At 72.1% G+C, this 24,627-nt stretch carries 18 protein-coding genes; 12 read left to right on the top strand and 6 right to left on the bottom strand.

Annotated elements, in window-relative coordinates:
* The first annotated feature begins 68 nt into the window (after nt 1-68).
* Nucleotides 69-1,268, top strand: coding sequence for an aminoglycoside N(3)-acetyltransferase (locus ACWCPW_RS04935; protein WP_449760169.1), 1,200 nt, complete (start codon nt 69-71; stop codon nt 1,266-1,268).
* Between the two features lie 34 nt (nt 1,269-1,302).
* Here the strand turns inward: ACWCPW_RS04935 and ACWCPW_RS04930 are convergent, their stop codons facing one another.
* Both ACWCPW_RS04930 and ACWCPW_RS04925 read right to left on the bottom strand, forming a co-directional pair.
* Nucleotides 1,303-2,106 (bottom strand): AAA family ATPase, encoded by an 804-nt coding sequence (locus ACWCPW_RS04930; RefSeq protein WP_449760168.1) that lies wholly within the window; start codon nt 2,104-2,106, stop codon nt 1,303-1,305.
* 348 nt (nt 2,107-2,454) lie between these two features.
* A complete protein-coding gene (locus ACWCPW_RS04925; RefSeq protein WP_449760167.1) occupies nt 2,455-3,114 on the bottom strand; it encodes a pentapeptide repeat-containing protein in 660 nt (219 codons plus the stop codon).
* 504 nt (nt 3,115-3,618) lie between these two features.
* Between ACWCPW_RS04925 and ACWCPW_RS04920 the strand changes: the two genes are divergently transcribed.
* Nucleotides 3,619-4,140 carry an AAA family ATPase gene (locus tag ACWCPW_RS04920; protein WP_449760166.1) on the top strand — a complete coding sequence of 174 codons (522 nt, stop codon included), beginning with the start codon at nt 3,619-3,621 and terminating at the stop codon, nt 4,138-4,140.
* A 1,039-nt stretch (nt 4,141-5,179) separates the two neighbouring features.
* Complete coding sequence (locus ACWCPW_RS04915) at nt 5,180-5,710, top strand: MOSC domain-containing protein (RefSeq protein WP_449760219.1); 531 nt, start codon at nt 5,180-5,182, stop codon at nt 5,708-5,710.
* 188 nt (nt 5,711-5,898) lie between these two features.
* Here the strand turns inward: ACWCPW_RS04915 and ACWCPW_RS04910 are convergent, their stop codons facing one another.
* The 3 genes from ACWCPW_RS04910 to ACWCPW_RS04900 all read right to left on the bottom strand — a co-directional run bounded on the left by ACWCPW_RS04910 (nt 5,899) and on the right by ACWCPW_RS04900 (nt 9,320).
* Nucleotides 5,899-7,083, bottom strand: a complete 1,185-nt coding sequence (locus ACWCPW_RS04910) for an agmatine deiminase family protein (protein ID WP_449760218.1) — start codon at nt 7,081-7,083, stop codon at nt 5,899-5,901.
* Between the two features lie 300 nt (nt 7,084-7,383).
* Nucleotides 7,384-8,502: an agmatine deiminase family protein gene (locus ACWCPW_RS04905; protein ID WP_449760165.1), complete on the bottom strand. Its 1,119-nt coding sequence runs from the start codon at nt 8,500-8,502 to the stop codon at nt 7,384-7,386.
* A 212-nt stretch (nt 8,503-8,714) separates the two neighbouring features.
* Nucleotides 8,715-9,320 carry a TetR/AcrR family transcriptional regulator gene (locus tag ACWCPW_RS04900; RefSeq protein WP_449760164.1) on the bottom strand — a complete coding sequence of 202 codons (606 nt, stop codon included), beginning with the start codon at nt 9,318-9,320 and terminating at the stop codon, nt 8,715-8,717.
* 437 nt (nt 9,321-9,757) lie between these two features.
* On the opposite strand from ACWCPW_RS04900, the gene ACWCPW_RS04895 reads away from it, so the two are divergent.
* From ACWCPW_RS04895 to ACWCPW_RS04865, 7 genes are all read left to right on the top strand, one after another.
* Nucleotides 9,758-10,945: an agmatine deiminase family protein gene (locus ACWCPW_RS04895; protein WP_449760163.1), complete on the top strand. Its 1,188-nt coding sequence runs from the start codon at nt 9,758-9,760 to the stop codon at nt 10,943-10,945.
* A gap of 225 nt (nt 10,946-11,170) precedes the next feature.
* Nucleotides 11,171-12,190 carry an agmatine deiminase family protein gene (locus ACWCPW_RS04890; RefSeq protein ID WP_449760162.1) on the top strand — a complete coding sequence of 340 codons (1,020 nt, stop codon included), beginning with the start codon at nt 11,171-11,173 and terminating at the stop codon, nt 12,188-12,190.
* Nucleotides 12,190-13,836 (top strand): ABC transporter substrate-binding protein, encoded by a 1,647-nt coding sequence (locus ACWCPW_RS04885; protein WP_449760161.1) that lies wholly within the window; start codon nt 12,190-12,192, stop codon nt 13,834-13,836. Before ACWCPW_RS04890 ends, ACWCPW_RS04885 begins: the two co-directional genes overlap by 1 nt.
* Nucleotides 13,833-14,795: an ABC transporter permease gene (locus ACWCPW_RS04880; RefSeq protein WP_449760160.1), complete on the top strand. Its 963-nt coding sequence runs from the start codon at nt 13,833-13,835 to the stop codon at nt 14,793-14,795. The genes ACWCPW_RS04885 and ACWCPW_RS04880 overlap by 4 nt, the downstream gene beginning before the upstream one ends.
* Nucleotides 14,792-15,649: an ABC transporter permease gene (locus ACWCPW_RS04875; RefSeq protein ID WP_449760159.1), complete on the top strand. Its 858-nt coding sequence runs from the start codon at nt 14,792-14,794 to the stop codon at nt 15,647-15,649. Before ACWCPW_RS04880 ends, ACWCPW_RS04875 begins: the two co-directional genes overlap by 4 nt.
* Complete coding sequence (locus tag ACWCPW_RS04870) at nt 15,646-16,623, top strand: ABC transporter ATP-binding protein (RefSeq protein ID WP_449760158.1); 978 nt, start codon at nt 15,646-15,648, stop codon at nt 16,621-16,623. Before ACWCPW_RS04875 ends, ACWCPW_RS04870 begins: the two co-directional genes overlap by 4 nt.
* Entirely contained in the window at nt 16,616-17,458 is an 843-nt protein-coding gene (locus ACWCPW_RS04865) for an ABC transporter ATP-binding protein (RefSeq protein ID WP_449760157.1), read from the top strand. Before ACWCPW_RS04870 ends, ACWCPW_RS04865 begins: the two co-directional genes overlap by 8 nt.
* A 21-nt stretch (nt 17,459-17,479) precedes the next feature.
* Here the strand turns inward: ACWCPW_RS04865 and ACWCPW_RS04860 are convergent, their stop codons facing one another.
* The gene (locus tag ACWCPW_RS04860) at nt 17,480-21,742 is read right to left on the bottom strand and encodes a molybdopterin-dependent oxidoreductase (RefSeq protein ID WP_449760156.1); all 4,263 of its coding nucleotides are present in this window, start codon (nt 21,740-21,742) and stop codon (nt 17,480-17,482) included.
* A gap of 439 nt (nt 21,743-22,181) precedes the next feature.
* Here ACWCPW_RS04860 and ACWCPW_RS04855 point away from each other — a divergent pair, with 439 nt between their 5' ends.
* Together ACWCPW_RS04855 and ACWCPW_RS04850 are read left to right on the top strand one after the other, a co-directional pair.
* Nucleotides 22,182-23,213, top strand: a complete 1,032-nt coding sequence (locus ACWCPW_RS04855) for a thiopeptide-type bacteriocin biosynthesis protein (protein WP_449760155.1) — start codon at nt 22,182-22,184, stop codon at nt 23,211-23,213.
* Between the two features lie 143 nt (nt 23,214-23,356).
* On the top strand, nt 23,357-24,595 hold the full coding sequence (locus ACWCPW_RS04850; RefSeq protein ID WP_449760154.1) for a lanthionine synthetase LanC family protein: 1,239 nt from the start codon (nt 23,357-23,359) through the stop codon (nt 24,593-24,595).
* Nucleotides 24,596-24,627: the final 32 nt, after the last annotated feature.

The raw sequence follows: 24,627 nt of genomic DNA, 5'->3' as shown, positions 1-24,627 counted from the left end.
CAGGTGGCCTCGGGCCACTGAGCCTGGCTCGTGGGCGGGTCTTCCCGCGCGACGAATCCCGTGGGAGAGTGATCGCCGCACGCGCCGAACCCCGGATGGGCACGAAGAGGTGTGGAACTCTGTCGATCCTCGATCTCACTCCCCAGCGTATCGCCGAGGATACGCGGTACCTGCTTCGTGGTATCCCGTCCGACCGCACGATCTTGCTGCATTCATCGCTCACCGCCTTTCTGGAGCCCCTGTCCGCCCGAGAATCGACCCGGGGTCGTGACGGTGCGGGTCCCGGTGGCGCGCGGTCGGGCCCGGACGCCGATATGCCGAAGGTCGTCGTGGACGGGATCATGGACGGCCTGGGAGACGACGCCACCCTTGTCGTACCGACCTTCACCTCCTGGAACTCGCTGACCTCGCACGCCTATCGGGCCGCGGTCGAGGGGAAGACCCCCGAGGAGCGCGCCCGCATCGAAGCCGCTCTGCCCGCTTTCGATCCCGGAATCACCCCGTCGGAGGAGGTCGGCTTCCTGACCGAGGTGATCCGGCGGCGCGGAGTTCGCAGCAGACATCCACAGACGTCGTTCGCCGCCACCGGGAAACGTGGGCACGACATTGTCGACGGGCACGACCTGCGCAGCCACTTGGGCGAGAGTTCCCCGCTCGGCGCCCTGTACCGGACCCCGAACACCCACATTCTCATGGCGGGCACCGACTGGGACACGTGCACGGCGTTCCATCTGGCGGAATACAAGCGGGAGAACCCGCAGGAGCGGCACTACCAGACGCGCGTGTACAGCCCGCTCAACGGTCGCGGCGAATTCACCCAGTACCGCGACGTGGTCCTTGACGACAGTGACTTCATGAGCATCGGCAAGGCCTTCATGAAAGAAGGCGCCGGCCTCACGAAGGGTGGCTTCATCGGAGGGGCGAAATGCCTTCTGGTGCCCTTCAAACCGGCCGTCGACTTCGCGGTTCGCCATATGGAAGAGAATCGTGTACCGCTCGCGCCGGAGGACCTGAAGAAATTCACGATGCAGCGCGACCTGGTCGACGGGTATACACAGACCAAAGGATTCTCGCAGGAACAGCAGCGCTTTCTGCTCCGCCCCGCGGGAGCGCGTATTTCGTCGAAGCAGCTCGGGTTGACCATGCGGCCCGCGTCCGAGGCGCTGCGAACGCCCCGGAAGGAGCTCAGTCACCGCGAGCGGGTGACCGACGAGAGCCCGGCCTACCGAGCCGCGGTGTCGCGGCCCCGGGAAATCTCCTCGGAGTGAGGCCGGCCACCCGGGTCCGCCGTGCGCTTCGTGTTCACGGCGTCGGTTCGGGAGTGCGGGGGTCCCGCCGGGTGATCACGCGGGTGGTTGTGGTGGTGGGCAGGATCGGGGGTGGCTCGATGGGCTCCGGCACCGGCAGCGGCCCCGGCAGCGGGCGTGGGGCCCGCCCCGGGCCGAACTCGAGCGCGATCACGTGTTCGCGCAGGGTGCGGTCGAGCAGCACGACGGAGGCCGCCTCGGGTACGACCGCGCCACCCTGTACGGACAGGGCCAGCAACAACTGCGCCAAACCGCGCCGGTGTTTGTCGAAGACCCGTCCGGGGACCCAGCGTCCGCGCCGCTCCTGGCCGGCCAGCGCGTCGGCCGCGTCCACCGCGAGCAGTACCAGGTGCAGTTCGCGCCGCTGTCGGCCGGCGGATCGGGCCAGCCAGCGGCGCATCCACGGTCTGCTGCCGCAGTCGTGCACCAGCACCGGTCCGCCGCCGCGCACCTGCGCGCGCAGCCGCCGCACGTGTTGCAGGCGCACCCACGGCCGATAGACCGCGTACGGCAGCCATCCGGGCATCCGGCTCTGATATTCGACGTGCACCGTGCGCGGGTCGATCACCGTCGCCGATCGGGACCAACGGTGCAGCAACGTGCTCTTGCCACTGCCGGGCAGCCCGGAGACCACCACGACCGAGCCGCTCGGATAGCCCAACACGGCGGGCCCGCGCTCGCGTCCGCGCAGGTCCACCATCCCGCGCGGGCGCAGCGGCCGGCCGGGATCGGCCGGCGGTTCCTCCCGCGCGTCCGTCCGGTCCTGCCTGTGCGGCTCGCCCACTGTCGCCTCCCCCACGAGCGGACATCCTCACAGGTCGCGCCGCCTGCGGGGCAGCCGGGGCCGCCAACGATAATCATCGTCGACGGCCGCCGTCACACGGGAGTGGACGCGCCCGGGGTGCAGCAAACCGGCACGGTGCACGACGGGTGACTACGGCGCCGGCGGGGCGTGGGCGCGGCGCGAGGCGGTTCGCGTGCGGCGCGGCTGTTGGTGGATACGAAGCGGCTCGTCAGGGCATGGGCGCGGGGGCGAGATCGCGCAGGCCCCGGATGCGGCTCGCGGTGAGGCGGGGCAGCCCGGCGCACGACGGCGGGCGGGTGCGAGGCGGTGCCAGGTGCGGCGTGGGGGGGTGGGGCGGGGCTGTCAGCCGTCCTTGATGGTCAGGCCCAGGAGGTGGGCGAGGGCTGGGGCCAGGGTGAGGAGTTGGGGGGTGTTGATGGTGGCGCCGCGTAGCGCTTCGAGGCCGGACGCGATGTCGAGGGCGCCGGCCTCGCGCAGGTCGACCCGGGTCATTCGGGCGCCGTCCAGGCGGGCCCGCTCCAGGGTCGAGCCGGGGAAGCCCACGTCGGTCAGGGTCGCGCCGGCGAGGTCGACGTCGCGGAGCAGGCAGTCCACGAAGGCGACCTCGCGCAGCTTGGTCTGCCGCAGGTTGACCGAGTCGAACTTGCACTGATGAAAGACCACGCGCCGCATCGTGGCTCCGAAGACCTCGGTCCCGGCCAGTACGCACGCGGTGAACTCGGCGTCCATCCACGCGGTCTCCGCGAAGTCGACCCCCACGACGCGCGCGCCGTGCAGCCACACGTCGTCGAACCGGGCCCGCCGGTACCGGCCGCCGGTGAACGTGACCGCCGAGAAGGCGGACGACGTGAACGCGGAGCCGCCGCCCTCGACCTCCACGATGGCGTCGCCGTCGAAGTGCGCGAGTTCGTGGTCGCCGTCCCGGTCGAGTTCGCCCTCGAACGCCACGAGCCGGTGTGCGTAGGGAAGTTGCGCGAGTTCACGCGGGGTGCGGGCACGCATCGGAATCCTCCACGGACGCATCGTCGGGACCAGGTCCCGCTGCCGACTCCCACCCGCGACAGTGCGCCGTTCGGCCGGGCGGGGAGTGCCCCATGCCTATCGTGCGACGCGTCGATTCACCGAATCGTCGAGGCGCGCACGAGGGTCGATCGGATAGCGCCGTACGGACGCGAGGACAGTCGTAAACCGGATCATTTCATCACCAAAAGCCACCTGTAATTCTTGTCACTCCGCGCCATCAGGTGCCCGGCAAGCCACCTTTCGAACCCCCACCGCAACCCAACCGACCGTCCCACCAGCGCCGTTACGGCGCAGTCGAGCGCACGGCGGCCTCCAAGCCACCGTGCGCGCCGAGTTCGCTGAAAACGATTCTGCGGTCGAGGTGCCGTTGCCGGCGTCGAACCGGGTGGTTGAAGCCGCCTCGCGAGAGACCCCGAAGTCCGGCCGGAATTCCGCCGCGCCCCGTTCGCGCGGACGGAGCCGCGCCGCGCTAGCGTCGGTCGCATGATCGTATGGCTCAACGGCACGCACGGCGCCGGCAAGACGACGACCAGTGCACTCGTGCAGCAACTGATCCCGGATTCACGGGTGTTCGACGCCGAGAAGGTCGGCGAGACGCTCATGGACATCACCCCCGGGCTGCCCGCGACGGACAACTTCCAGCACTGGCCTCCGTGGCGGCCGCTCGTGGTCGAGACCGCCCGCCGCGTACTCGACTACACCGGCGGCACCCTGGTGATGCCCATGACCGTCCTGGTCGAGCCGTACTGGCGCGAGATCAGCGCGGGCCTCGCCCGACATGCCATTCCGGTACGACACTTCGTCCTCCACGCCGACCAGGACACGCTCCGCGAGCGGATCGAGGGGGACACCCTTCTCGGCCCCTCCCCCTTCCGTCTCCGATACCTCGGGCCCTACGCCGAGGCGGCCCGCACGTGGCTGCACGACGAGGCCGAGGTCGTCGACACCACACACCTCACGCCCGCCCAGGCGGCCCTGCGGATCGCGGAGGCCGTCAAGCGTTGAGGCGGTCCGCCCGCCACGCGAAACAGGCGCGGGTGGCCAGGAGGTGCCGTCCCGCGAACCCCCGGATCGCCGTCATCCGTGCGTCGGATCGCCGTCATCCGTGCGTCAGGAGGCGAACGGAGCCAGTGGTTCGGCGCCGGCGGCCAGGGCCTCGATGCGCGCGGCGATGCCGTCCAGGGCTCGATCGAGGGTGTAGGTGTAGATGTGCGGCGTACGCCTCGCGTTCGTCGGGGCCCTGGCGCAGGTGGGCCAGTCGCGGCGAAGGCACGCAGGCCCTCGCCGCCGGCGGCCGGTTGCCGGAGAGTTCGCTCATGTCCACCGCGTGCGCCACCGCGTCCCGATCACCCACGTGGTGATGGGGTACCTGTGGCCACGAGTCGCGAGCGGTGGCCAGACTCCGGATCGTCCAGCCCTCCAACCCCACCTCGGCGGTCAACGCGGTGGCCGCACGCACGACCCGATCCCGCGTCACCGGCTGCTTCGAGCGCACCGGCGTAAGCCTGGCCTTGGGCACGACGACCACCCCCGGACCACTCGGATCGGCACCCACGACCCACCAAACTACGCCCCACGCGCCCCCCGGGTCGACGGGTCGACGGGTCGACACACACGATGGAGCGTCACGGATCCCGCGAGCCACTCCCCGCACACCGGCCGGCGCACGCACCCCGACCCCGCCGGACGGTGCGCCCGGCCCACCGGCCGGACGCGTCCCGGCCGGCCACGGCACCGAAACCGAACTGCTCGACACCGCCGACCACTTGCCCCGGGACACCTGACGCAGGCTCGCCGAGGAGGACACCCCGCACGGCACCCACCAGCCACTCCCGCTCGCGTGCGCGCGACCCGCGTCCACGCGCCGACCCGCCACCCATCCGTCCCCGAACGGAACCGCACCGCACCGCACCGCACCGCACCGACACACCCACGCACGGCGCACCGCCCTCACGCCCTCTCATGTCCACCAGGGTCCCGGGCGCCGTAGGGTCGTGGGATCCAATGGAGACTCGGGAGAGTGGGTGTCGGCGTGGACGCGCGTGTGGTGGCGGTGAGCCGGGAGGCCGAGCATCGGTTCACGAAGGCGAACGTGGAGAGCATTCGGTTGCTGGCCGGACTCGGGGTCGAGGGCGATGCCCATCTCGGGGTCACCGTGCAACATCGTTCCCGGGTCGCGGCCGACCCCACGCAGCCCAATCTGCGTCAGGTCCACCTGATCCACGCCGAGTTGTTCGAGGAACTGGCCGAGGCCGGCTTCACCGTCGCCGCGGGCGAGTTGGGCGAGAACGTCACCACCCGAGGGGTCGACCTGATCGGCCTGCCCACCGGGACGCTCCTGCGCCTGGGTGCCGAGGCCGTGGTCGAGGTGACCGGATTGCGCAACCCGTGCCCGCAGATCAACGCCTTCCGGGACGGCCTGCTCAAGGCCGTCGTCGGCCGCGACGAGGCGGGCGGCATCGTCCGCAAGGCGGGCATCATGGCCATCGTGCGCACCGGCGGCGACATCCGGCCCGGCGATGCGATCGCCGTCGAACTGCCCGCACCACCCCACCGCGCGCTCGAACGCGTCTGAGCGACCCGCTCACCCGGCAGGACCCCGCGTCCACCCGCTGTACCGAAACTTGTACGTCCACTCGGTCGGCGGCCGAAGTGGCGGCCCGGTCGCGGGAGCCCGGGGCCATCCGCTCACCGACCCGCAACCGGACGCCGACGACCGGGATCGCCGCCGGTACGACCGCGGCGGTCGTACCGGCGGCTCGGTCATGACGTCGGGGTGCCCGGCTGGTCGTGCGTCGCGCAGTGGATCCCGCCGCCGCCCGCGGCGACGGCGTCGATCCGTACCGAGACCACGTCGCGGGTCGGGAAGTGGTCGCGCAGGATCTGCCGCGCGCGGTCGTCGGCGGCCTTGTCGCCGAAGCGCGGGAGGAACACGGCCTTGTTGCCGATGAAGAAGTTGACATAGGAGGACACGAAGTCGTCGCCCCGACCGGTCATCTCCAAGGGATCGGGCTGCGGCAGGTCGACGACCTGAAGGGGCTTGCCTCGCGCGTCGGTGGCGTCCTTCAGTACGGCCGCGGCCTGGTCGGCCGAGCGCGACCACGAGTCCGCGGGCTCGCCGGGGAAGGCCTTGTCCAACAGCACGACACCCGGCGCGACGAACCGGACGAGGGAGTCGACGTGCGCGTCGGTGATGTCCTTCCCACGCACACCCTCGAACCAGATCACCTTGCTCACCCCGAGCACCCGCTTCAGCTCGTCCTCGATCTGCTGCCGGCTCTTGCCGGGATTGCGGTTGGCGTTGACCACCGAGCTCTCGGTGACCATCAGCGTGCCGACGCCGTCGGTCTCGAACGATCCGCCCTCGGCGACGATCCAGGTCTGGTCACGCGGGATGCCGTACTTGGCCGTCACCTCGCGGGCGACCCGCGCGTCCCGGTCGTGGGGCTGCTTGTTGCCCCACCCGTTGAAGTTGAAGTCGACGCCGTGCACCGAGCCCGACTCCTCCACGAAGACCGGGACGCTGTCCCGCGCCCACAGGTCGTCCACCTGCATCGGCACGACCTCGACGTCCTCACCGCACGCCTGCTGCGCGGCCTGCGCCTGTTCCGGGCGGGCGAGCAGTACGACGGGTTCGGTGGCGCCGATGGCCCGCGCCACCCGCGCGATGTCCTCGCGTACGGCGGGCAGATCCGCGCCCCAGATGCCGGTCGAGGCCGGCCAGGACATGAACGTACGCACGTGGCTGTCCCACTCGGCGCCGAACCGGCGGGCCGAGGCCGGGTTCCCGGACTTCGTGCCCGTGCCCCCGGACGCCGAGGACGCGGACGACTCGGGCGCGCCGTTGTCGGAGGAGTCCGAGGAGTCCGAGGAGTCGGAGCACGCCGCCAGGCCGAGGGCCAGTGCGCTCGCGCCGGCCAGGGACCGCAACATCGTCCGACGGGGCATCAAGGGGAATTCGGGCACAGGATCGATCCTCGGTGTGCTGGGGGTTCGGTTCGGCCGACCACGGTGGGCCGGCAAAACGAACCGATTGCGTGTTCAACGGCGATATCGACCACGAGCGAGAGTGACCGGACGTGGCGTGAGGCAAACGGATGGGACAGCGGCGATCCGGTGTACCCCGCCCCGAACCGGCCGGTCGCGGCGACCGGAATGCCGGGACGGAGCGCGGCGACGTCGAGCGGGCGCGGGTGAGCGGGCAGGCACGGATCGGCGCGCGGGCACGGGTCACCGAACGCGCCCGGGTCAGCGAGCCGGCTCGTGCATGGTCGAGCAGTGGATGCCCCCGCCCCCGCCCATGAGGCGGTCGACGTCGAGCTGGATCACCTCGCGCCCGGGGAACGCGTCCGCGAGCGCGGCCCCGGCCGCGGCATCCGTGCGCGAATCGCCGAACTGCGCGGTGACGACCGCGCCGTTGACCACGTGGAAGTTCAGATACGAGTCGACCAGGTCGCGGTTGGTCGAACGGGTGTCCTCCGGGCCCTCCACGGTGAGCACCCGCAGGCGCCGCCCCCTGGCGTCGGTAGCCGTGGACAGGATGGCGAGTTGTTCGCGCGCGTCCCGGGCCCACGCGTCCTTGCGGCTCGCCGGCGGCACCTGCACCATGACCACCCCCGGCCGGATGAACCGCGACGTGACGTCGATGTGGTCGTCGGTGATGTCGCGCCCCTTGATCCCGGGGACCCAGATCATCTTGTCCGCGCCGTAGGCGTCCAGGATCGCGGCCTCGACGTCCGCCTTGGACATGCCGCGGTTGCGGTTGCGATTGACCAGGCTGCTCTCGGTGGCCATCACGGTGCCGTCCCCGTCGGTCTCCACGGCCCCGCCCTCGCCGACGAACTCGGCTCGCGTGAAAGGGAGTTCCGCGTACTCGGCGACGTACCGCGCGACCCGGGCGTCGTTGCGGTGGGTCTGCTTCTCGCCCCAGCCGTTGAAGCCGAGGCCGATCGTGTCCATCCGGCCCGTGCCGTCGGTGCGGAACACGGCGCAGGTGTCGCGCATCCACAGGTCGTCGGTGGGGATCTCGGCCGTGACCGTGACGCCCGGTCCACACTGCGCGCGGGCGTCCGCGGCGTCGTCCTCGTCGATCGCGCATACGATCACCGGCTCGTGGTACGCGACGGTCCGGGCGATCAGCGCGATGTCCCGCTGTACGCCGGACAGGTGCCGGCCCCAGATCGAGCGGTTCGCCGGCCACGACATCCAGGTCCGCGCGTGCGGTACGTCGTCGGCGGGGACCCGCCAACGGTGTCGGTCCGCCGGTGCGGCGGACCCGGGCGAACCGGCCGAGGCGGTGTCGGCCGGCGACGCGCCGAATCCCAGGGCGTGCAGGATGCCGCGGCGCGCGGGACGGGAATCGGACATGGGGTACCTCCAGCCGGTCGTACCGCCGCGCGGATCGCGGCGTGCGCCGAGGGGGCGCGGGATCGAGACGTATCGGCAGCGGCCGACGGCGCGGCCGAGGCGGCGGGGCGCACACTCACGCCGCAGGGTTCGCAGGGTTCGCGCGCATCGTGGCCGAGAGCCGACGGCGCACCCGAGGCGCCGTGACCCCCACTTTTACACTAACTGAAATTTCAGTCAATTTCTCGCACGCTCGACACCGCCACCCGTCGCCCCAGCTCCAGGGCCAGGCCGCCGCGCAGCAGCTCACGCGCGCGCTCCAGCGAGAGCGAGCCCGTCAACCACCGCTCGCTGAGCCCCTCGATGAGCGCGGTCAGTCGCTCCGCGGCGTCCTGTGCGCACACGTCCGGCGCCACGTCGCCCAGTTCGCGCGCCGCGGCGATCAGGTCCGCCGCGTCCGCGATCCACTGCTCGGTCGCCTCGTGCACCTGTCGGCCGAGTTCGGGCGCGAACACCGCACTCGCCCGGAACTCCCCCCACGCCGTGCTGTTCTCCTTGACCTCGGGAACGTCCTGGAGCTCGAACAGCAGCATGTCCTCCAGGTAGCCGCGCGGATCGCCCTCCGGATCGCGACCCGACGTGGTGTAGCGCTCGGCGCGTTCGTTGATGAACTCCCAGGTCTTCCTCAGCAGCCCCGCGCGGTCGCCGAAGTGGTAGTAGATGAGCCCGGTGGACACGCCGGCGTCGACGGCCAACTCCTCGACGCGCAGTCCCCGCACGCCGCGCCGCGCGATGAGCCGGGCGGCGGCCTCCAAGATCAGGGTTTGACGACTGGACATCCTGGCACCCCACAGCGGGATCGCTGCCGACCCCGAGACTCGAACGAAAAAACCGACTGAATTTTCAGTCACGCTATCTCGTGCCCCGCCCGCGTGCGCGAGAGACGCGCCGAACGCCGCCGCCGGGCCGCCATTCGACCGGCCACCCGACCCCCCGCCCACCAGGCGCGACGTTCGCATGTCCACCGAACCCTTTGCCGAACGATGTATTGACTGACTTTTCAGTCAGTGCCACAGTGTGGGAACGCCGGACCGGCTCCACCCCTCCCGGCCCGGCCCACGCGGCACGCACGGCAGCGGACACGAGACGAGTCGGACCGGTCCGCGGCCACCGACAGGCACATCAGGCCTGGGCGACGGGCGGTCCGCCGTCGGCAACCCCATGCATCCCAAGCCGCCATTCCGGCGGAGCGCGCACCCGATAGGGAGAGTCAGCCATGTTTGGAGTGCACCGCAGCGGTACCTCGAAGGCCGGCGAACCGACCGACATCGGTCCGTCCCGGCGCGACGTCCTGGGCGCGACCGTCCTGGGCGCGGCGGGTCTGGCGATCGGCGCCCAGACGTTCGGCGCGTCGTCGGCGCACGCGGCCGGCGCCCGCGCGACCACCGCCCGCGCGGCGGTCGGCCTGCGCGTGGCCGCCGACGACGTCACGCACGTGCGGACCTGGATGGCGTGGCCGACCAAGTCGACGATCTGGGGCCGGCAGTTGAGCGGCATCCAGAACGACATCGCGCTGATCGCCCGGACCATCGCCCGCTTCGAACCGGTGATCATGTGTGCGCCGGACACTTCGAGCGCGTCCGCGGCCCGCGCCAAGTGCGGTCCCACCGTGACCGTGATCAGCTCGATTCCCGTCGACGACCTGTGGGCGCGGGACACCGCACCGGTGTTCCGCACCGACGGCCAGGGTGGTCGGGACGCGGTCGGCCTCGGCTTCAACGGCTGGGGCAACAAGCAGACCCACGCCAAGGACGCCCTGGTGGCGTCCCGGATCGCCGCCTACGACCGGCTCGCCTTCACCCGCGCCGGCTTCGTCGGCGAGGGCGGCGCGATCGAGACCGACGGCGACGGCACCGTGATGGCCACCGAAAGCAGCCTGGTCAACGCCAACCGCAATCCCGGCAAGAGCAAGGCCCAGGTCGAACAGGCCGTCCTGGCCGCCTACGGCGCGACCAGGATGATCTGGGTACCGGGCATCAAGGGACAGGACATCACCGACGACCACATCGACGCCACGTCGCGGTTCATCCGCCCCGGCGTGGTCATGGTGCAGGTCCCGCCCGCGAACCGCACCGACATCTGGGCGCGGGACGCCCGCGAGCAGTTGCGGATCCTCTCGGCCGCGACCGACGCGCGCGGACGCCGACTCCAGGTGATCCGCGTCGACGGACCGGACACCCTGCGCTCGAACAACCCGGACTTCGTCGACTCGTACGTCAACTTCCACGTCTGCAACGGCGGCGTGGTGATGTCCCAGTTCGGCGACCACGCCAAGGACGCCGCCGCCCGCCAGGTGGTCGCCGCGGCCTATCCCGGCCGCGAGGTGGTCCAGCTCGACACCGACCGCGTCGGCGGCGGCGGTGGCGGAATCCACTGCGCCACGATGCAGGAGCCGGTCGCCTAGACCGTGTCCGAGCGGGGGCCGGCGCGCCGGATCGTTCCGCGTCCGCCGCGCCGGCCACGCCCCGACCACGCCTGCCCGTGCGGTGCCCGTCCCCGCCCCGGCGCACCCCCCTGCACCCCCTCCCCGACCTCCCTCCCACCACCCCCGTCTTCGTCCCCACCACCCGTACCTCTCCGCCGTCCCACCAGATCTCCGCCGCAGCACCCCGATCGAAAGAGACACGACATGACGTTCCGCATGCCCGCCGAGTGGACCGAGCACGAGGGCTGCCTGATGGCCTGGCCGACCCGGCCCGACCTGTGGGGGGACATGTTCGACCCCGCCAAGCGCGAGTACGCCGCGGTCGCCCGCGCCATCGCGGCCTTCGAGCCGGTCACCATGGTCACCGTCCCCGGCGCCGGCGACGAGGCCCGCGAACTGTGCGGCGAGGCCGTCACGGTGATCGAACTCCCCTTGGACGACTCGTGGTTCCGCGACTCGGGCCCGATCTTCGTCCGGGACGGGAACGGCCGCCGGGCCGGCGTCGACTTCCGCTTCAACGCGTGGGGCGGCAAGCACCACCCGTGGGACTCGGACGACCGCGTCAGCGAGGCGCTCATCGCGCGGCTCGGGGACACCCGGATCGCCTCCGAGATGATCCTGGAAGGCGGTGCCGTCACGGTCGACGGCGAGGGCACGTTGATCACCACCGAGCAGTGCCTGCTCCACCCCAACCGCAACCCGGGCATGAGCCGCGCCGAGATCGAGGCCGAACTGGCCGACAAGCTCGGCATCACCAAGGTGATCTGGCTGCCCTACGGCGGCCTCCTGGACACCGAGACCGACGGCCACGTCGACGGCGTGTGCGCGTTCGTGGCGCCCGGCAAGGTGATCATCCAGTTGCCCGAGGACCCCGGGCATCCGGACTACGCGCGCTGCCGCGCCAACCGCGCCGTACTGGAGGCGTCCACCGACGCGCTGGGCCGCCCCTTCGAGATCGTCGAGGTCCCGCAGGCCGCGTTCGTGTCCTGGGGCGGCAGCGACATCGAGGTCGGCTACCTCAACTTCTACATCGCCAACGGCGGCGTCGTCGTCCCGATCGCCGACCACCCCGCGGACGCCGGCGCGCTCGCGGTCATCCAGGACGCCTTCCCCGACCGCAAGGTCGTCGGCGTCCCGACCCGCACCGTCGCCTTCGGCGGCGGCGGCGTGCACTGCATCACGCAGCAGATCCCGGTCTCGTCCGCCCCGGGGAGGACCGCCTGATGCCCGGATATCTCCCGCGCCGGTCCGGACGCACCGCCCGCCGCGCCGCCGCGATCGCGGCCGCCGCCGCGCTCGCCCTGGTCGCCGCCTGTTCCGGCCCGCCCGGCAAGGACGCCGACCCGGCCGGATACCGCCTGTCCGCCGACACGCCGCCCGCCAAGGGCGAGATCGACAAGTTCGGCTGGGCCCTGTACGCCGAACCGCTGACCCTCGACTACATCTCGGCGTTCGACTACCCGCAGAACACCGTGTTGTCCAACGTGTGCGAGAGCCTCATGCGCTGGACACCGCAGCTCACCATGGCCCCCGGCCTGGCCGAGAAGGCGAGCAACCCCGACCCGCTGACCTGGGTGTACGACCTGCGGTCCGGCGTACGCTTCCACGACGGCTCGGTGATGACCGCGGACGACGTCGTCTACAGCGTCGGCCGGCAGATGGACCCCGAACTCGGCGCCTCCTGGGCCGAGTCGTTCGAGAAGGTGGAGTCGGTCACCGCGACCGCGCCGCTGCAGGTCACCTTCAAACTCAAGCAGCCCGACTCGATGTTCCCCCAGCTCATGGCCACCGCCGCGGGGGTCGTGGCGAGCAGGAGGGGTGTCGAGGCGGCGGGCAAGGACTACGGGACCACCGGCAGCCTGGACTGCACCGGGCCCTACAAGCTCGGCGACTGGACCAAGGGCCAGTCGCTCGAACTGCAGCGCTTCGACGGCTATTGGGGCACCAAAGCCAAGGCGAAGACCGTCGCGTTCCGCTTCCTCACCGACCCGTCCGCGCGCACCAACGCGATGCTCGGCGGCGAAGTCGACGGCGGCTTCCTGATCCCGACGGAGAGCTACGAGCGGCTGCGCACCAGTGGCGTGGGCACGCTGTACTACGGCGAGGGCCTGAGCACCGTCAACGTCAACGTCACGAGCACCAAGGGCGCGCTCGGCGACGTCCGCGTGCGCCGGGCCCTGTCGATGGCGCTGGACCGCGCCGGCTTCGTCAAGACCGCGCTCGCCGGCAACGGCAAGGTGAGCAACTCGCTCACCCCGCGGGCGGCCTGGGCGGGTGCTCCGGCCGACGCGCAGGCTGCGGCGTTCGACGCGCTGCCGCCGAGCACGCAGGACATCGAGCAGGCCAAGCGCCTGATCCAGGAGGCGGGCGCGACCGGCAAGACCCTCACCGTGGCGACCAGCCCGATCGGCCGGGACGTCTCGCTGCTCGCCACCGCGATCCAGGACGCCGGAACCAGGATCGGCCTGCGGATCGAGCTCAAGACCATCGCGCCGGACGCGTTCTCGGCCCTGTTCACCGACCCGGCGGCACGCGAGGGGATCGACATGTTCCCCGAGACGTACTACCTGTCCGTGACCGACCCGGTCGACCTGCTGCGCAACTTCCGCACCGGCGGCTACCAGAACCACGCCGGCTACTCCGACCCCGAGTACGACGCCCTGGTCGAACAGATCACCCGGACCTACGACCCGACGCAGCGTTTCGCCCTGGAGGCGAAACTGCAGCAGAAGGCCGCGACGGAGGTGGTCTGGATGCCGGTCGCCGAATGGCCCTCGACGGTATTCCTGAACAAGCGGATCACCGGCGCACCGACCACCATCGCGTACATGTACTACCCCTGGGCGGCCGATGTGGGGGCAGCGGGGTGAACTTCGTGAGATTCGCCGTGCGACGGCTGCTGGAAATGGCCGTCACCCTGCTCGCCGCCTCGTTCGTGGTGTTCGGCGCGATGTACCTGGCGCCGGGCAACCCGGCGAGTTTCCTCCTCGGCGGGCGGTCGGCCTCCCCGGCCGCCCTCGAGGCGATCGAGAAGCAGTACCACCTGAACGACCCGTTCATCGAGCAGTACCTGCGCTGGCTGACCAATGTGCTGCACGGCGACTTCGGTCGGTCCCTGCAGTACCGCACCGACGTCTCGCACCTGCTCGCGGACCGCCTGCCCACCACCCTGCTGCTGGTCGCCATGGCGATGGTGATCGTGGTGGTCCTGGGCCTCGCGCTCGGCCGGCTCGGCGCGGTGCGCGGCGGTGCGACCGACTCGGCCGTACTGGTCGGCACGACGGTCGCCATCGGCACACCGGCCTTCGTCGCGGCCATCCTGCTGCAGGGCCTGTTCGCGGTCGAACTCGGCTGGTTCCCCTCCAGCGGCAGCGGCAGCGGCAAGGGTCTGGGCACGATGATGTGGCACCTGACACTGCCCGCCGTCGCCCTCGCGCTCTATCTGGTGGGCCTGCTCGCCCGGGTCACCCGCAGCGCGATGCTGGAGGCGCTCGACGGCGAGCACGTGACCGTCGCGCGCAGCCGGGGTGTGCCCGAGCGGCACGTCATCAGCCGGCACGTGTTCCGCAACGCGCTCGGCCCGGTGCTGACCACGGCGGGCCTGATCGTGTCCACCCTGCTGGTGTGCACCGTCCTGGTGGAGTCCGCGTTCAGCGTCGGCGGCGTCGGCCAACTCCTGGAACTGTCCGCGACCACCAAGGACTTCCCCACCGTGCAGGCCATCTCGCTCATCATCATCGGCATCTTCATGACGGTGAACCTCATCGTCGACCTGCTCCTCCCGCTCGTCGACCCGCGGATCAGCCTGGGAACGAGGGCGAACGCATGAGTGCCCCCACGCTCACCCGCCGACCCGGCCTGGCCCGGCTCCGCGGTAGGGGTGCGCCCCTGTACGTCGCCGGCCTGGTGTTCGTCGGCATCATCGTGCTCACCGCCCTGCTGGCCCCGTGGATCGCGCCGCACGACCCCAACACCGGGGTGCTCGGCGACGCCCTCGCCCCGCCGTCCGCCGACCACCTCCTCGGCGTCGACGCCGCCGGCCGCGACACGTTCTCCCGCGTCGTCGTCGGCGCGCGCACCTCGCTGCTGGGCCCGCTCGCGGTGGTGGTGTTCTCCACGCTGCTCGGCGCCGCGGTCGGCGTCGCCGCCGGGTGGCGCGGCGGAGCGCTCGACTCGCTGCTCTCGCGCGGGTCGGAACTCACCCTCGCCTTCCCCGGGTTGCTGCTGGCGATCCTGATCGTGTCGGTGTACGGCGAGGGCCTGATGGCGCCGGTCGTCGCGCTGGCGATCGCGTACTTCCCGTACGTGAGCCGGCTGACCCGCTCGCTCGTACTCGCCGAACGCGAACGCCCCTACATCGCCGCGTACAAGGTGCAGGGCCACTCCGGGCCGCAGATCTGCCTGCGGCACGTGATTCCCAACATCGCGCCCGTGGTACTGGCGCAGTCCACCGTCAACTTCGGGTACGCCCTGATCGACCTGGCCGGCCTGTCCTTCCTCGGCCTCGGCGTGCCCGCCCTCACCCCCGACTGGGGACGTATGGTCTTCGACGGCAAATCCGCCATCCAGAGCGGTTATCCGCTCTCGGCGATCGTCCCGTGTGCGGTGATCGTGCTGACCGTCGTCGCCTTCAACGTCGTCGGCGAACGCTGGGCCGACCGAGTCGCCGGGAGGCAGCGGTGAGCACACTCGACATCCGCGGGCTGCGGCTGCGGCTCCCGCAGACCGCCCGCCCGGTCCTGGACGGCGTCGACCTGACCGTCGGGGCGTCCGATACGGTCGCACTGGTCGGGGAGTCCGGTTCGGGCAAGACCCTCACGTCGCGCACGGTGTTGCGTCTGCTGCCCAAGGGGGCGGTCACCGAGGGCGTCGTCGACGTCGCGGGCCGGGACGTACTGACCATGGACGCACGGGAGTTGCGCGAGCTGCGCACCCGCACCGCGGCGATGATCTTCCAGGACCCGCGGGCCGCGATCAATCCGCTGCGCCGCATCGGCGACTTCCTCACCGAGAGCGTGCGGCTGAACAAGACGATGACCGCGGCGGCGGCCGACACGCGCGCCGTCGAACTCCTGGAGGCCGTCGGCCTGACCGCCGCCGCCCTGCGCCGATACCCGGGCCAGCTCTCGGGCGGCATGCTCCAGCGCGTGATGATCGCCGGAGCGCTGATGGGCGACCCCACACTGCTGCTCGCGGACGAGCCGACCACGGCGCTCGACGTCACCACCCAGGCCGAGGTCGTCGGACTGCTCGGCGACGTGCGCGAGCGCTTCTCCACGGGGCTGCTGTTCGTCACCCACGACCTGGGCCTCGCGGCCGCGATCAGCGACCGGGTCTACGTCATGTACGCCGGACGAATCGTGGAAACCGGGCCCGCCGCCGAGCTGTTCGCCCGGCCCCGGCATCCCTACACCAAGGCGCTGCTGGACTCGACGCCCAATCCCGACGCGCCGCAGGGCCGGCTGAGCGCGATCGAGGGGCAGCCACCGGACCTGCGCGAGAGGCTCACGGGATGCGCCTTCGCGCCCCGGTGCGCTTTCGCCACCGACATCTGCGCGCGGGAGGCGCCGCTCGCCAAGCCCGATCCCCGGGATCCCGTGCACACCGCGGCCTGCCACCACAGCGACCTTCTGGAACAGGAGAGCGTCGATGCCTGACCGAGACCGCGATGCCCTGCTCGAAGTCAGCGGACTGAGCCGCTCGTTCGGTGACCTGCGCGCCGTCGACGACGTCACGTTCACGCTCGCCGCCGGCGGTTCGCTCGGCATCGTCGGCGAGTCCGGCTCGGGCAAGACCACCACGGCCCGCATCATCGTCGGTCTGGAGCGCGCCGACTCCGGAACCGTGCGGGTGCGCGGAAGGGAGCAGACCGGCACCCCTCGTGGCCGCGCGGCCCGGCTGGCCCGCGCCCGGCGGATCCAGATGGTCTTCCAGGACCCGTACCTGTCCCTGGACCCGCGCACCAGCGTGCGGGCCGTGTTGCGGGAGACCCTGCGGCTGCACTTCCCCGGCACCGACCACGACGCGCGCATCCGCGACCTGCTGGACCGGGTCGGACTCGGCACCCGCGTCGCGGACGCCCGGCCCCGGGAGTTGTCCGGCGGGCAGCGGCAGCGGGTGGCCATCGCCCGCGCGCTCGCGGTCGAACCCGAGGTCCTGGTGCTCGACGAGGCGGTCGCCGCCCTGGATGTGTCCGTTCAGGCGCAGATCCTCAACCTGCTCGCCGATATCCGCGAACAGAGCGCCGTCGGCTACCTGTTCATCACCCACGACCTGGGTGTGGTGCGCTGCGTCACCGACGACGTGATCGTCATGCGATCGGGCCGCGTCGTCGAGGCCGGCACCACCGCGCGGGTGCTCGGCGAGCCCGAACATCCCTACACCCGCCTGCTGTTGACCTCGGTGCCGCGCCCCGGCTGGGACCCTCGGGCGATCGGCGTGGCCCGGCGCGCACTGGCGGCGCAGGACGCCCGACCGGACGAGGCCGCCTGACCGCGGCGGGCGCAGGTCGCCTCAGTAGACGTCCCGGACGTACCTGCGCTCGCCCGCGAGTTGCCGCACGTACGCCTCGGCGTCGTCCTCGGACAGGCCGCCGTGCGCTGTGGCGATCTCGCGCAGCGCGCGGTCGACGTCCTTGGCCATCCGGCCCGCGTCGCCGCAGACGTAGAAGTGCGCGCCGCGTTGGAGCCAGTCCCACAGTCTGGGTCCGTGCTCGCGCATGCGGTCCTGGACGTAGATCTTGGCCCGCTGGTCGCGGGAGAACGCCAGGTCGAGGCGTTCCAGTCGGCCGGTGCGCCGGAATTCGGCGAGTTCGTCGCGGTAGTAGAAGTCGGTGGCCCGGCGCTGCTCGCCGAAGAACAGCCAGTTCGGGCCCGGGTGCCCGCGTGCCTCACGGTCGGCCAGGAAGCCGAGGAAGGGCGCCACCCCGGTGCCCGGGCCGACCATGATGGCCGGCGCCAGCGGGTCGGCGGGCGGCCGGAAGTGCGGCGCGCGCCGGACGAAGATCGACACCGGACCGCCGGCCGCGGCGGCCTCGGCCAGGTAGGTCGAGCACACCCCCTTGCGCACGGCGCCGGCCTCGTTGCGGTAGCGCACCACCGACACCGTGATCCGAATCTCGTCGGGGTGGGCCAGTGGGCTGGACGAGATCGAGTACATCCGCGGCTCCAACCGGCGCAGCACACCGGCCCATTCGTCCGCCGCGGCACGGATCGGGAAGGCCTCCAGGACGTCGACCGCCTGGCGACCCCAGCTCCACTTGGCCAGTTCGCCCCGGTTGTCCGCGCGAAGCAACCGCGCCAGGTCCCGGTCACGGGTGCGGTCCGCGACGAACCGCAGCAGTTCCGGGGTGATCCGGGCGATCTCCAACCGTGTCCGCAGCGCCTCGCCGAGCCGAAGTTCGCCCAGGTCGGGCAGGGTGATCGGCGCCACCGGATCCAGACCGGTCGCGGCCAGCCACTCGGCCACGGTCTCGGGGTGGTTGACCGGCCATATGCCAAGCGCGTCCCCCGGCGCGTACTCCAGGGCGGCCTGCTCGTCGCCGCCGCGCGCGTCGAAGACGAACTCGCGGACCTCCTTGGCTGATCCGGGCAGTCCGAGCAGCCGATCGCCGATCAGCGGAGCGGGAAAGGGCGTCGCCTTCGAGTAGCCCCGGCCGGCGGGCGGGGCGGCGGTGGGAGGTGCGCTGGTGGGAGGTGTGCTCGCGGACCCGGGCGGCGCGAGCGGCGCGGCGGTGGTCGAGGGTCGGCCGGGCGCGCCTTCGGCGGGCGAACCCGGTGCGCCGCCCCCGGTCAGGGCCGCGACCACGCGCTCCAGCCACTGCGCGGCGGTCCGCTCGTAGTCGGGTTCGCAATCGGCGCGCGGGGTGATCCGGGTGCCGCCGAGTTCGGCCAACCGCTCGTCGAGCCGCCGTCCGTGCGCGCAGAAGTCGCTGTAGCCGGAGTCGCCGAGGGCGAGCACGCAGTAGCGCAACCCGTCCAGCCGGGGCCGCCCGTCGGCGGCGAGCGCGGCCCAGAACCCGGCCCCGCCGTCCGGCGCCTCGCCGTCGCCGAAGGTGCTGGTGATCACGAGTACGGGCACGCCGATCGGCAACGAATCGGGGGTGTGGTCGGCCATCTCCACCACGCTCGGCCGTAGGCCCGCCTCGGTCAGCCGGCGCGCGGTCGCGCCGGCGACGTCCTCGGCGTTCCCGGTCTGCGAGGCCCACAACACCAGCACGGCGTGGTCGTCATCCGCCGCCGTCCCCGCCGGCCCGGGTTCGGGCGCGGGCTCGGGTCGGTGGGCGGGCTCGGGTCGGAGTTCCGGCTCGGCGTCCGCGCCTGAGAACATCCCGGCCAGATACCCGTTGACCCAGGTCACCCGCTCCGGCGCGATCGGGGAGCGCGCGGGCAGCACCGGGACGCGGGCAGCTCCGACCATCGCCAGGGAACGCGTCGCGCCGGCCATGAACCCGGCCAGGTACCGTCGTTCCTCGTCGGTGAAGGCGGGGGGCGCGAGGTCCACGAGGTCGCCGAATCCGGCCGGTTCGCCACCGCCGGGCGACGCCGCGGGCTGTTGCTCCGGTACCGCGTGCGCGTTCCCGGTCTCGGGTCGTGACGGCCCGGCCACCTTGGTCAACGCCACGGCGCAGGCCTTGAATTCGGGCTGGAAGGAGATCGGGTCGACCGCGTCGTTGGTGACCGCGTTGATGCCGAGGTATTCGCCGAACCGGTCGTTCCAGTGGAACGGCGCGAAACAATCGCCCGGCCGGACGCGGTCGCTCACCCGGGCGGGCAGTACCGCGCGCCCGCGCCGGGAGGACACCTCGACCCGATCGCCCTCCGCGACGCCCAGCGCGCGTGCGTCCTCCGGGTGGATCTCGACGAACGGACCGGGGTTGAGCCGGTTGAGGGCGGCGATCGTGCCGGTCTTGGTCATGGTGTGCCACTGGTGCGGCAGTCGTCCGGTGTTGAGCACCATCGGATAGTCGTCGTCCGGCAGTTCGGCGGGTGGCAGGTGCGGCCGGGCGAAGAACGCCGCACGACCGCCGGGCCTCGGAAAGCGCAACCGCGGCCGGCCGGCCGCGGTCGGCGTGTCGTCGTCGACCAGGTAGCGGATCGGGTTCCGGTCCGGGCCGTCGGGAGCCGAACTCGGCCACTGCACCGGCGTATCGCGCAGTCGCCGGTAGTCGATCCCGCGCAGGTCGTAGCCGGTGTTCGGATTCCACGCCCGCTTCAGCTCCTCGAACACCTCCTCGGCGCTGTCGTAGTCGAAGGCGTCGGCGAAGCCCATCTCGCTCGCCACCCGGGCGATGATCCGCCAGTCCGGCAGCGCCTCGCCCACCGGATCGGCGGCCTGCCGGGAAAGGGTGAGATTGCGCTCGGAGTTCACCATCACCCCCTCGGTCTCCGCCCACATCGCGGCCGGCAACACCACGTCGGCGTAGGCGTTGGTCTCGGTGTCCGCGAACACGTCCTGGACGACCACGAATTCGGCCGCCTCCAGGCCCGCGATCACGGTCGCGCGGTTCGCCACCGAGGCGACCGGATTGGTGCAGATGATCCAGCACGCCTTGATCTCGCCGGCGGCCATCCGGGTGAACATGTCCACCGTGCCCAGGCCCGGTTCCGGCCGCAGTGTACCCGTCGGCACACCCCACAGGTCCTCGACGAACTCCCGCTCCTCGGCCACCATGACCGAGCGCTGGCCGGGCAGTCCGGGCCCCATGTAACCCATCTCCCGCCCGCCCATCGCGTTCGGCTGACCGGTCAACGAGAGCGGGCCGCTGCCCGGTCGGCAGATCGCGCCGGTGGCGAGGTGCAGGTTGCACAGCGCGTTGGTGTTCCACGTGCCGTGCGTGCTCTGGTTGAGCCCCATCGTCCAGCAGCTCGTCCACTCCCCGGCCGCGCCGATCCAGCGCGCGGCCTGCCGGATGTCCGCCTCCGGGATGCCGGTGATCTCGGCGACCCGGGCCGGCGGATAGTCCCGCAGGAAGTCGGGCATCGCCTCCCAGCCCTCGGTGAACTCGGCGATGAACGCGGGATCGGTGTCGCCGTTCTCCATCAGCAGGTGCAACAGGCCGTTCAGCAGCGCGAGATCGGTGCCGGGCTTGATCCGCAGGAACAGATCGGCCTTGTCGGCGGTGGCGGTGCGGCGCGGGTCGACCACGATCAGCTTGGCGCCGGCCCGGACCCGATCCATCATCCGCAGGAACAGGATCGGGTGGCAGTCGGCCATGTTCGCGCCGATCACGAAGAACACGTCGGCGTGCTCGAAGTCCCGGTACGAGCCGGGCGGTCCGTCCGCGCCGAGGGAGAGCTTGTAGCCGCTGCCCGCGCTGGCCATGCACAGCCGGGAGTTCGACTCGATCAGGTTGGTGCCGACGAAGCCCTTGGCCAGCTTGTTGGCCAGGTATTGGGCCTCCAGGGTGAGTTGGCCGGAGACGTAGAAGGACAGCGCGTCCGGCCCGTGTTCGTCCAGGATCTCGCGCAGTCGCCGTGCGGTCGCGCCGATCGCGGCGTCCACCGCGGTCGGCACGGGCGGCGCGCCGCGGTCGTCCCGGACCAGGGCCGTCCCCAGTCGGCCCGGCGCGGCGAGCAGATCGGCGCTGGTGGCACCCTTCGTGCACAACCGGCCGTGGTTGGTCGGATGCGCACTGTCGCCGCGCGCCTTGACCACGGTGCGGCGTCCGGTCGCGGTGTCGATGGTGACGTCGAGCAGCATGCCGCAGCCCACGCCGCAGTAGGAGCAGACGGTCCGCACGGTGGTGTCGGCTGCCTGGGGAACCGTTGCCGACACGGGCGTTCCTCCTCGTCGTTCGGGTCGTTCGAGTCGCTCGGATGGCTCTGGGCGGTCGGGGGTCGCTCGGGTCGCTCGGGTTGTTCGGGTTGTTCGGTTCGTGCGCGCCGCGAGGGCTCGGCATGCCGCTACGCGGAGCGCGCGCGTGGTCTCGGCCCGTGGCCGGGTGAAGCCCACGTTCCGGACGCTAGAGAGCGGTGGTTTCGGCGGCGTGACACACCTCGCCGTCGGGGGTTACGTCGATCGCACGGGCGCGATGACCGGACGGTGAGGCGCGCCGCGCACCCGTTGTGGCGCTCCGCCGCGCGAGGGCGGTCCGTAACGCATCGAGGACTCTCGGTCAATTCACGAGTTCTCGTGACAATACGGCGCATCGCACGAGCCGGGAGCATGGCGCCGGAGACGATGGCCCGGTTCGGTCGGCGGTGGGGACGGTGGGATGGGCTCGAAGGACGGGGCGCGGGATCCGGATCCGCCGGCCGGCGACGTGCGGATCGGCGCGCGGACGATACCGCTTCCCGTCCTCCTTCGCGATTGCCTGCGCGACGTCGGCGAATCGGGCGAGGGGTCGGCCGACGATCCGCCGGACGGCGAGTATGCCGGCGCGCGCCGCGCGTTCCTCGCCGGCGGGTTGGCCGCGCTCGAACGGGCCGCGGCGCGCGAGGCGCACCGGATCCGCTGGGTTCAAGTCGGCGTGACGCCGGCTCCGGGCCCGATGGGCCGCCTGTACGCGCGCCTGGAGGAGGTGGCCTGCGAGTTGCTCGCGACCGGTGCCGCGACGGACTTCTTCTACCTGCACAAGCCGCCCGGTCTGCGGATCCGGTTCGCCGTGCACGGGGACGCGGACGCCGCGGAGCAGTTGCGCGAGACGGTGTACGGGCGCGCCGACGTCTGGCTGCGCGAGCACGTCGTCGCGGACTGGGCGCCGGGCGGGTACGAGCCCGAGGCGCACCTGTTCGGCGGCCCGGTGTCGATGGCGAGCGTGCATCGACTGTTCACCGCCGACTCGCTGGCCTGGTCCGGTTTCCTGGCCCAGGACGCCCCCGTACTGCCCGCGTGGACGTTCTCGCTGATCCTGCTCCGCGACGTGTTCGACGGGGTCGGGGTCCAGGGTTGGGAGGATCGGGACGTCTGGGACCGGATCCGGCGCGACACCGGGCGGGAGTTGCCCACCGAGCTACCGGCCGCCTGGCCGGACACGGCGGCGCGGATCCGGGCGCACTGGCGCGCGATCGGCGAGCTTCGCGAGGCGCTGCCGGAGCCGTCGCGGCAGACCGCGGCCCGACATCGGGCCGAGGTCCTCGCCGAGGGCGAGCGGTGGACGCGCGCGTACTTCGCGACCGGGCAGGCGCAGGTGGGGCCGCGCCAGGCGGTCGCCTACTACACGGTGTTCCACTGGAATCGCGGCCGACTGGCGCTGCCGACGCAGTGCCTGCTCGCGGACGCGCTGGCCCGGGAGGGCCGGACGTGAGGCCGGGGTTCGAGGTTCCGCCCCAGCGCGCCGGCCACGCGTCGGCGTGCTCGCAATCCTTCGCGCGGTCGTTTCTGGCGACGTACGCGCGGTGCGGTCGCGGCGGCGGGCCTCGGGCCGAGCCCGGGCCGGTGGTGCTCGCGGTGTTGCTCGCGCGTGCCGGTACCGCCGAGGACACGTTGCTCGCGCGCGCGGCGGTCCGCCGATGGGCCCAGGACGCGCTCGCGCACGACGTGGCGCGCCCGGGCCTGCACGACGGCGGGCTGGCCGGGATGGTGGTCGGATTGCGGTTGGGCGCGACGTTGCACCCGCCGCTGGCGTCGATCGCCGAACGTGTCCGAGTGCGACTCGGCACACTGTGCGCGCGCCGGCCCTGGCGGACGGAGTCGATCGGGTTCGAGGACTACGACCTGGTGAGCGGGCCGGCGGGGGTGGTGTTGGGCCTGGGTCTGAGCCCGGGTGGGAGCGCGGGGCCCGGCGCGAGACCGGGTGGCAGTGCGAGCCCCGGCGCGAGACCGGGTGGGTGCGCGCACCCCGACACGAGCCGGACCCCGAGGCCGCGGGTGGGCCCGGGGTGGGCCGGGGCCGGTGCCCGGGTCGCTTCGGGGTCGGCGGTCGCGCGGGTCGCGCTGCATCTGGCCGGGCTGTGTGCCGGGGGCGGGACCGAGGACGGGGCCGGCGTCGGGGCCGAACTGCCGCGACTGCGGATCGGCGAGTTTTCCGGGCGGCCGTGGCCCGAATGGTTCCTGGGCCGGGTGAACCTGGGTCTGGCGCACGGCGTGCCGGGGGTGCTGCTCGCGCTCAGCCTGGCCGTGCGGACCGGCGGCGACGACGCGGGGGCGATCCGCGAGCCGCTCGGCTCGGCCGCCGCGTGCGTCGCCGGCGCGGTCGGGCGCGATGCGCACGGGTGCCCGGCCTGGGGCGCGGTGGCCGGCGACGGTGACCGCTCCGACCGGCGTCGGCAGGGCTGGTGCTACGGGACTCCGGGAGTGTCCTGGGCCCTGTGGGAGGCCGCGAACGTGCTCGACGACCCGGCGCTGCGGCGCTGCGCCGAGGACGCGTTCGGATCGCTGGCCGAACGGTTCGACCCGGATCGGCACGTGTTCGGTACGACCGCCTCGGACCGATTGGGGGTGTGCCACGGCGCGGCGGGCGTCCTGGCCGTCGCCGACGCGTTCGCCCGGCACGCGCGGCTTCCGGCGGCGGTCGCGCTGCGCACGACGATGACCGACCACCTTCGGGAGGGGTTGGCCCGGGCCGCTCGGACGCAGTCCTCGGTGCCGGACGACAGCACGTTGCTGGGACTGCTCGGTGCCCACGCCGTGCTGCTGACACCCGAGGCAGGTGCTCCGGAATGGCTGGGCTGCCTGGGACTTCGTTGACCACCGCCACCCGGCCGCTGACCGCCACCGCC

The organism is Embleya sp. NPDC001921 (genome assembly GCF_053594475.1).
This window is presented reverse-complemented; position numbering and strand designations above follow the sequence as displayed.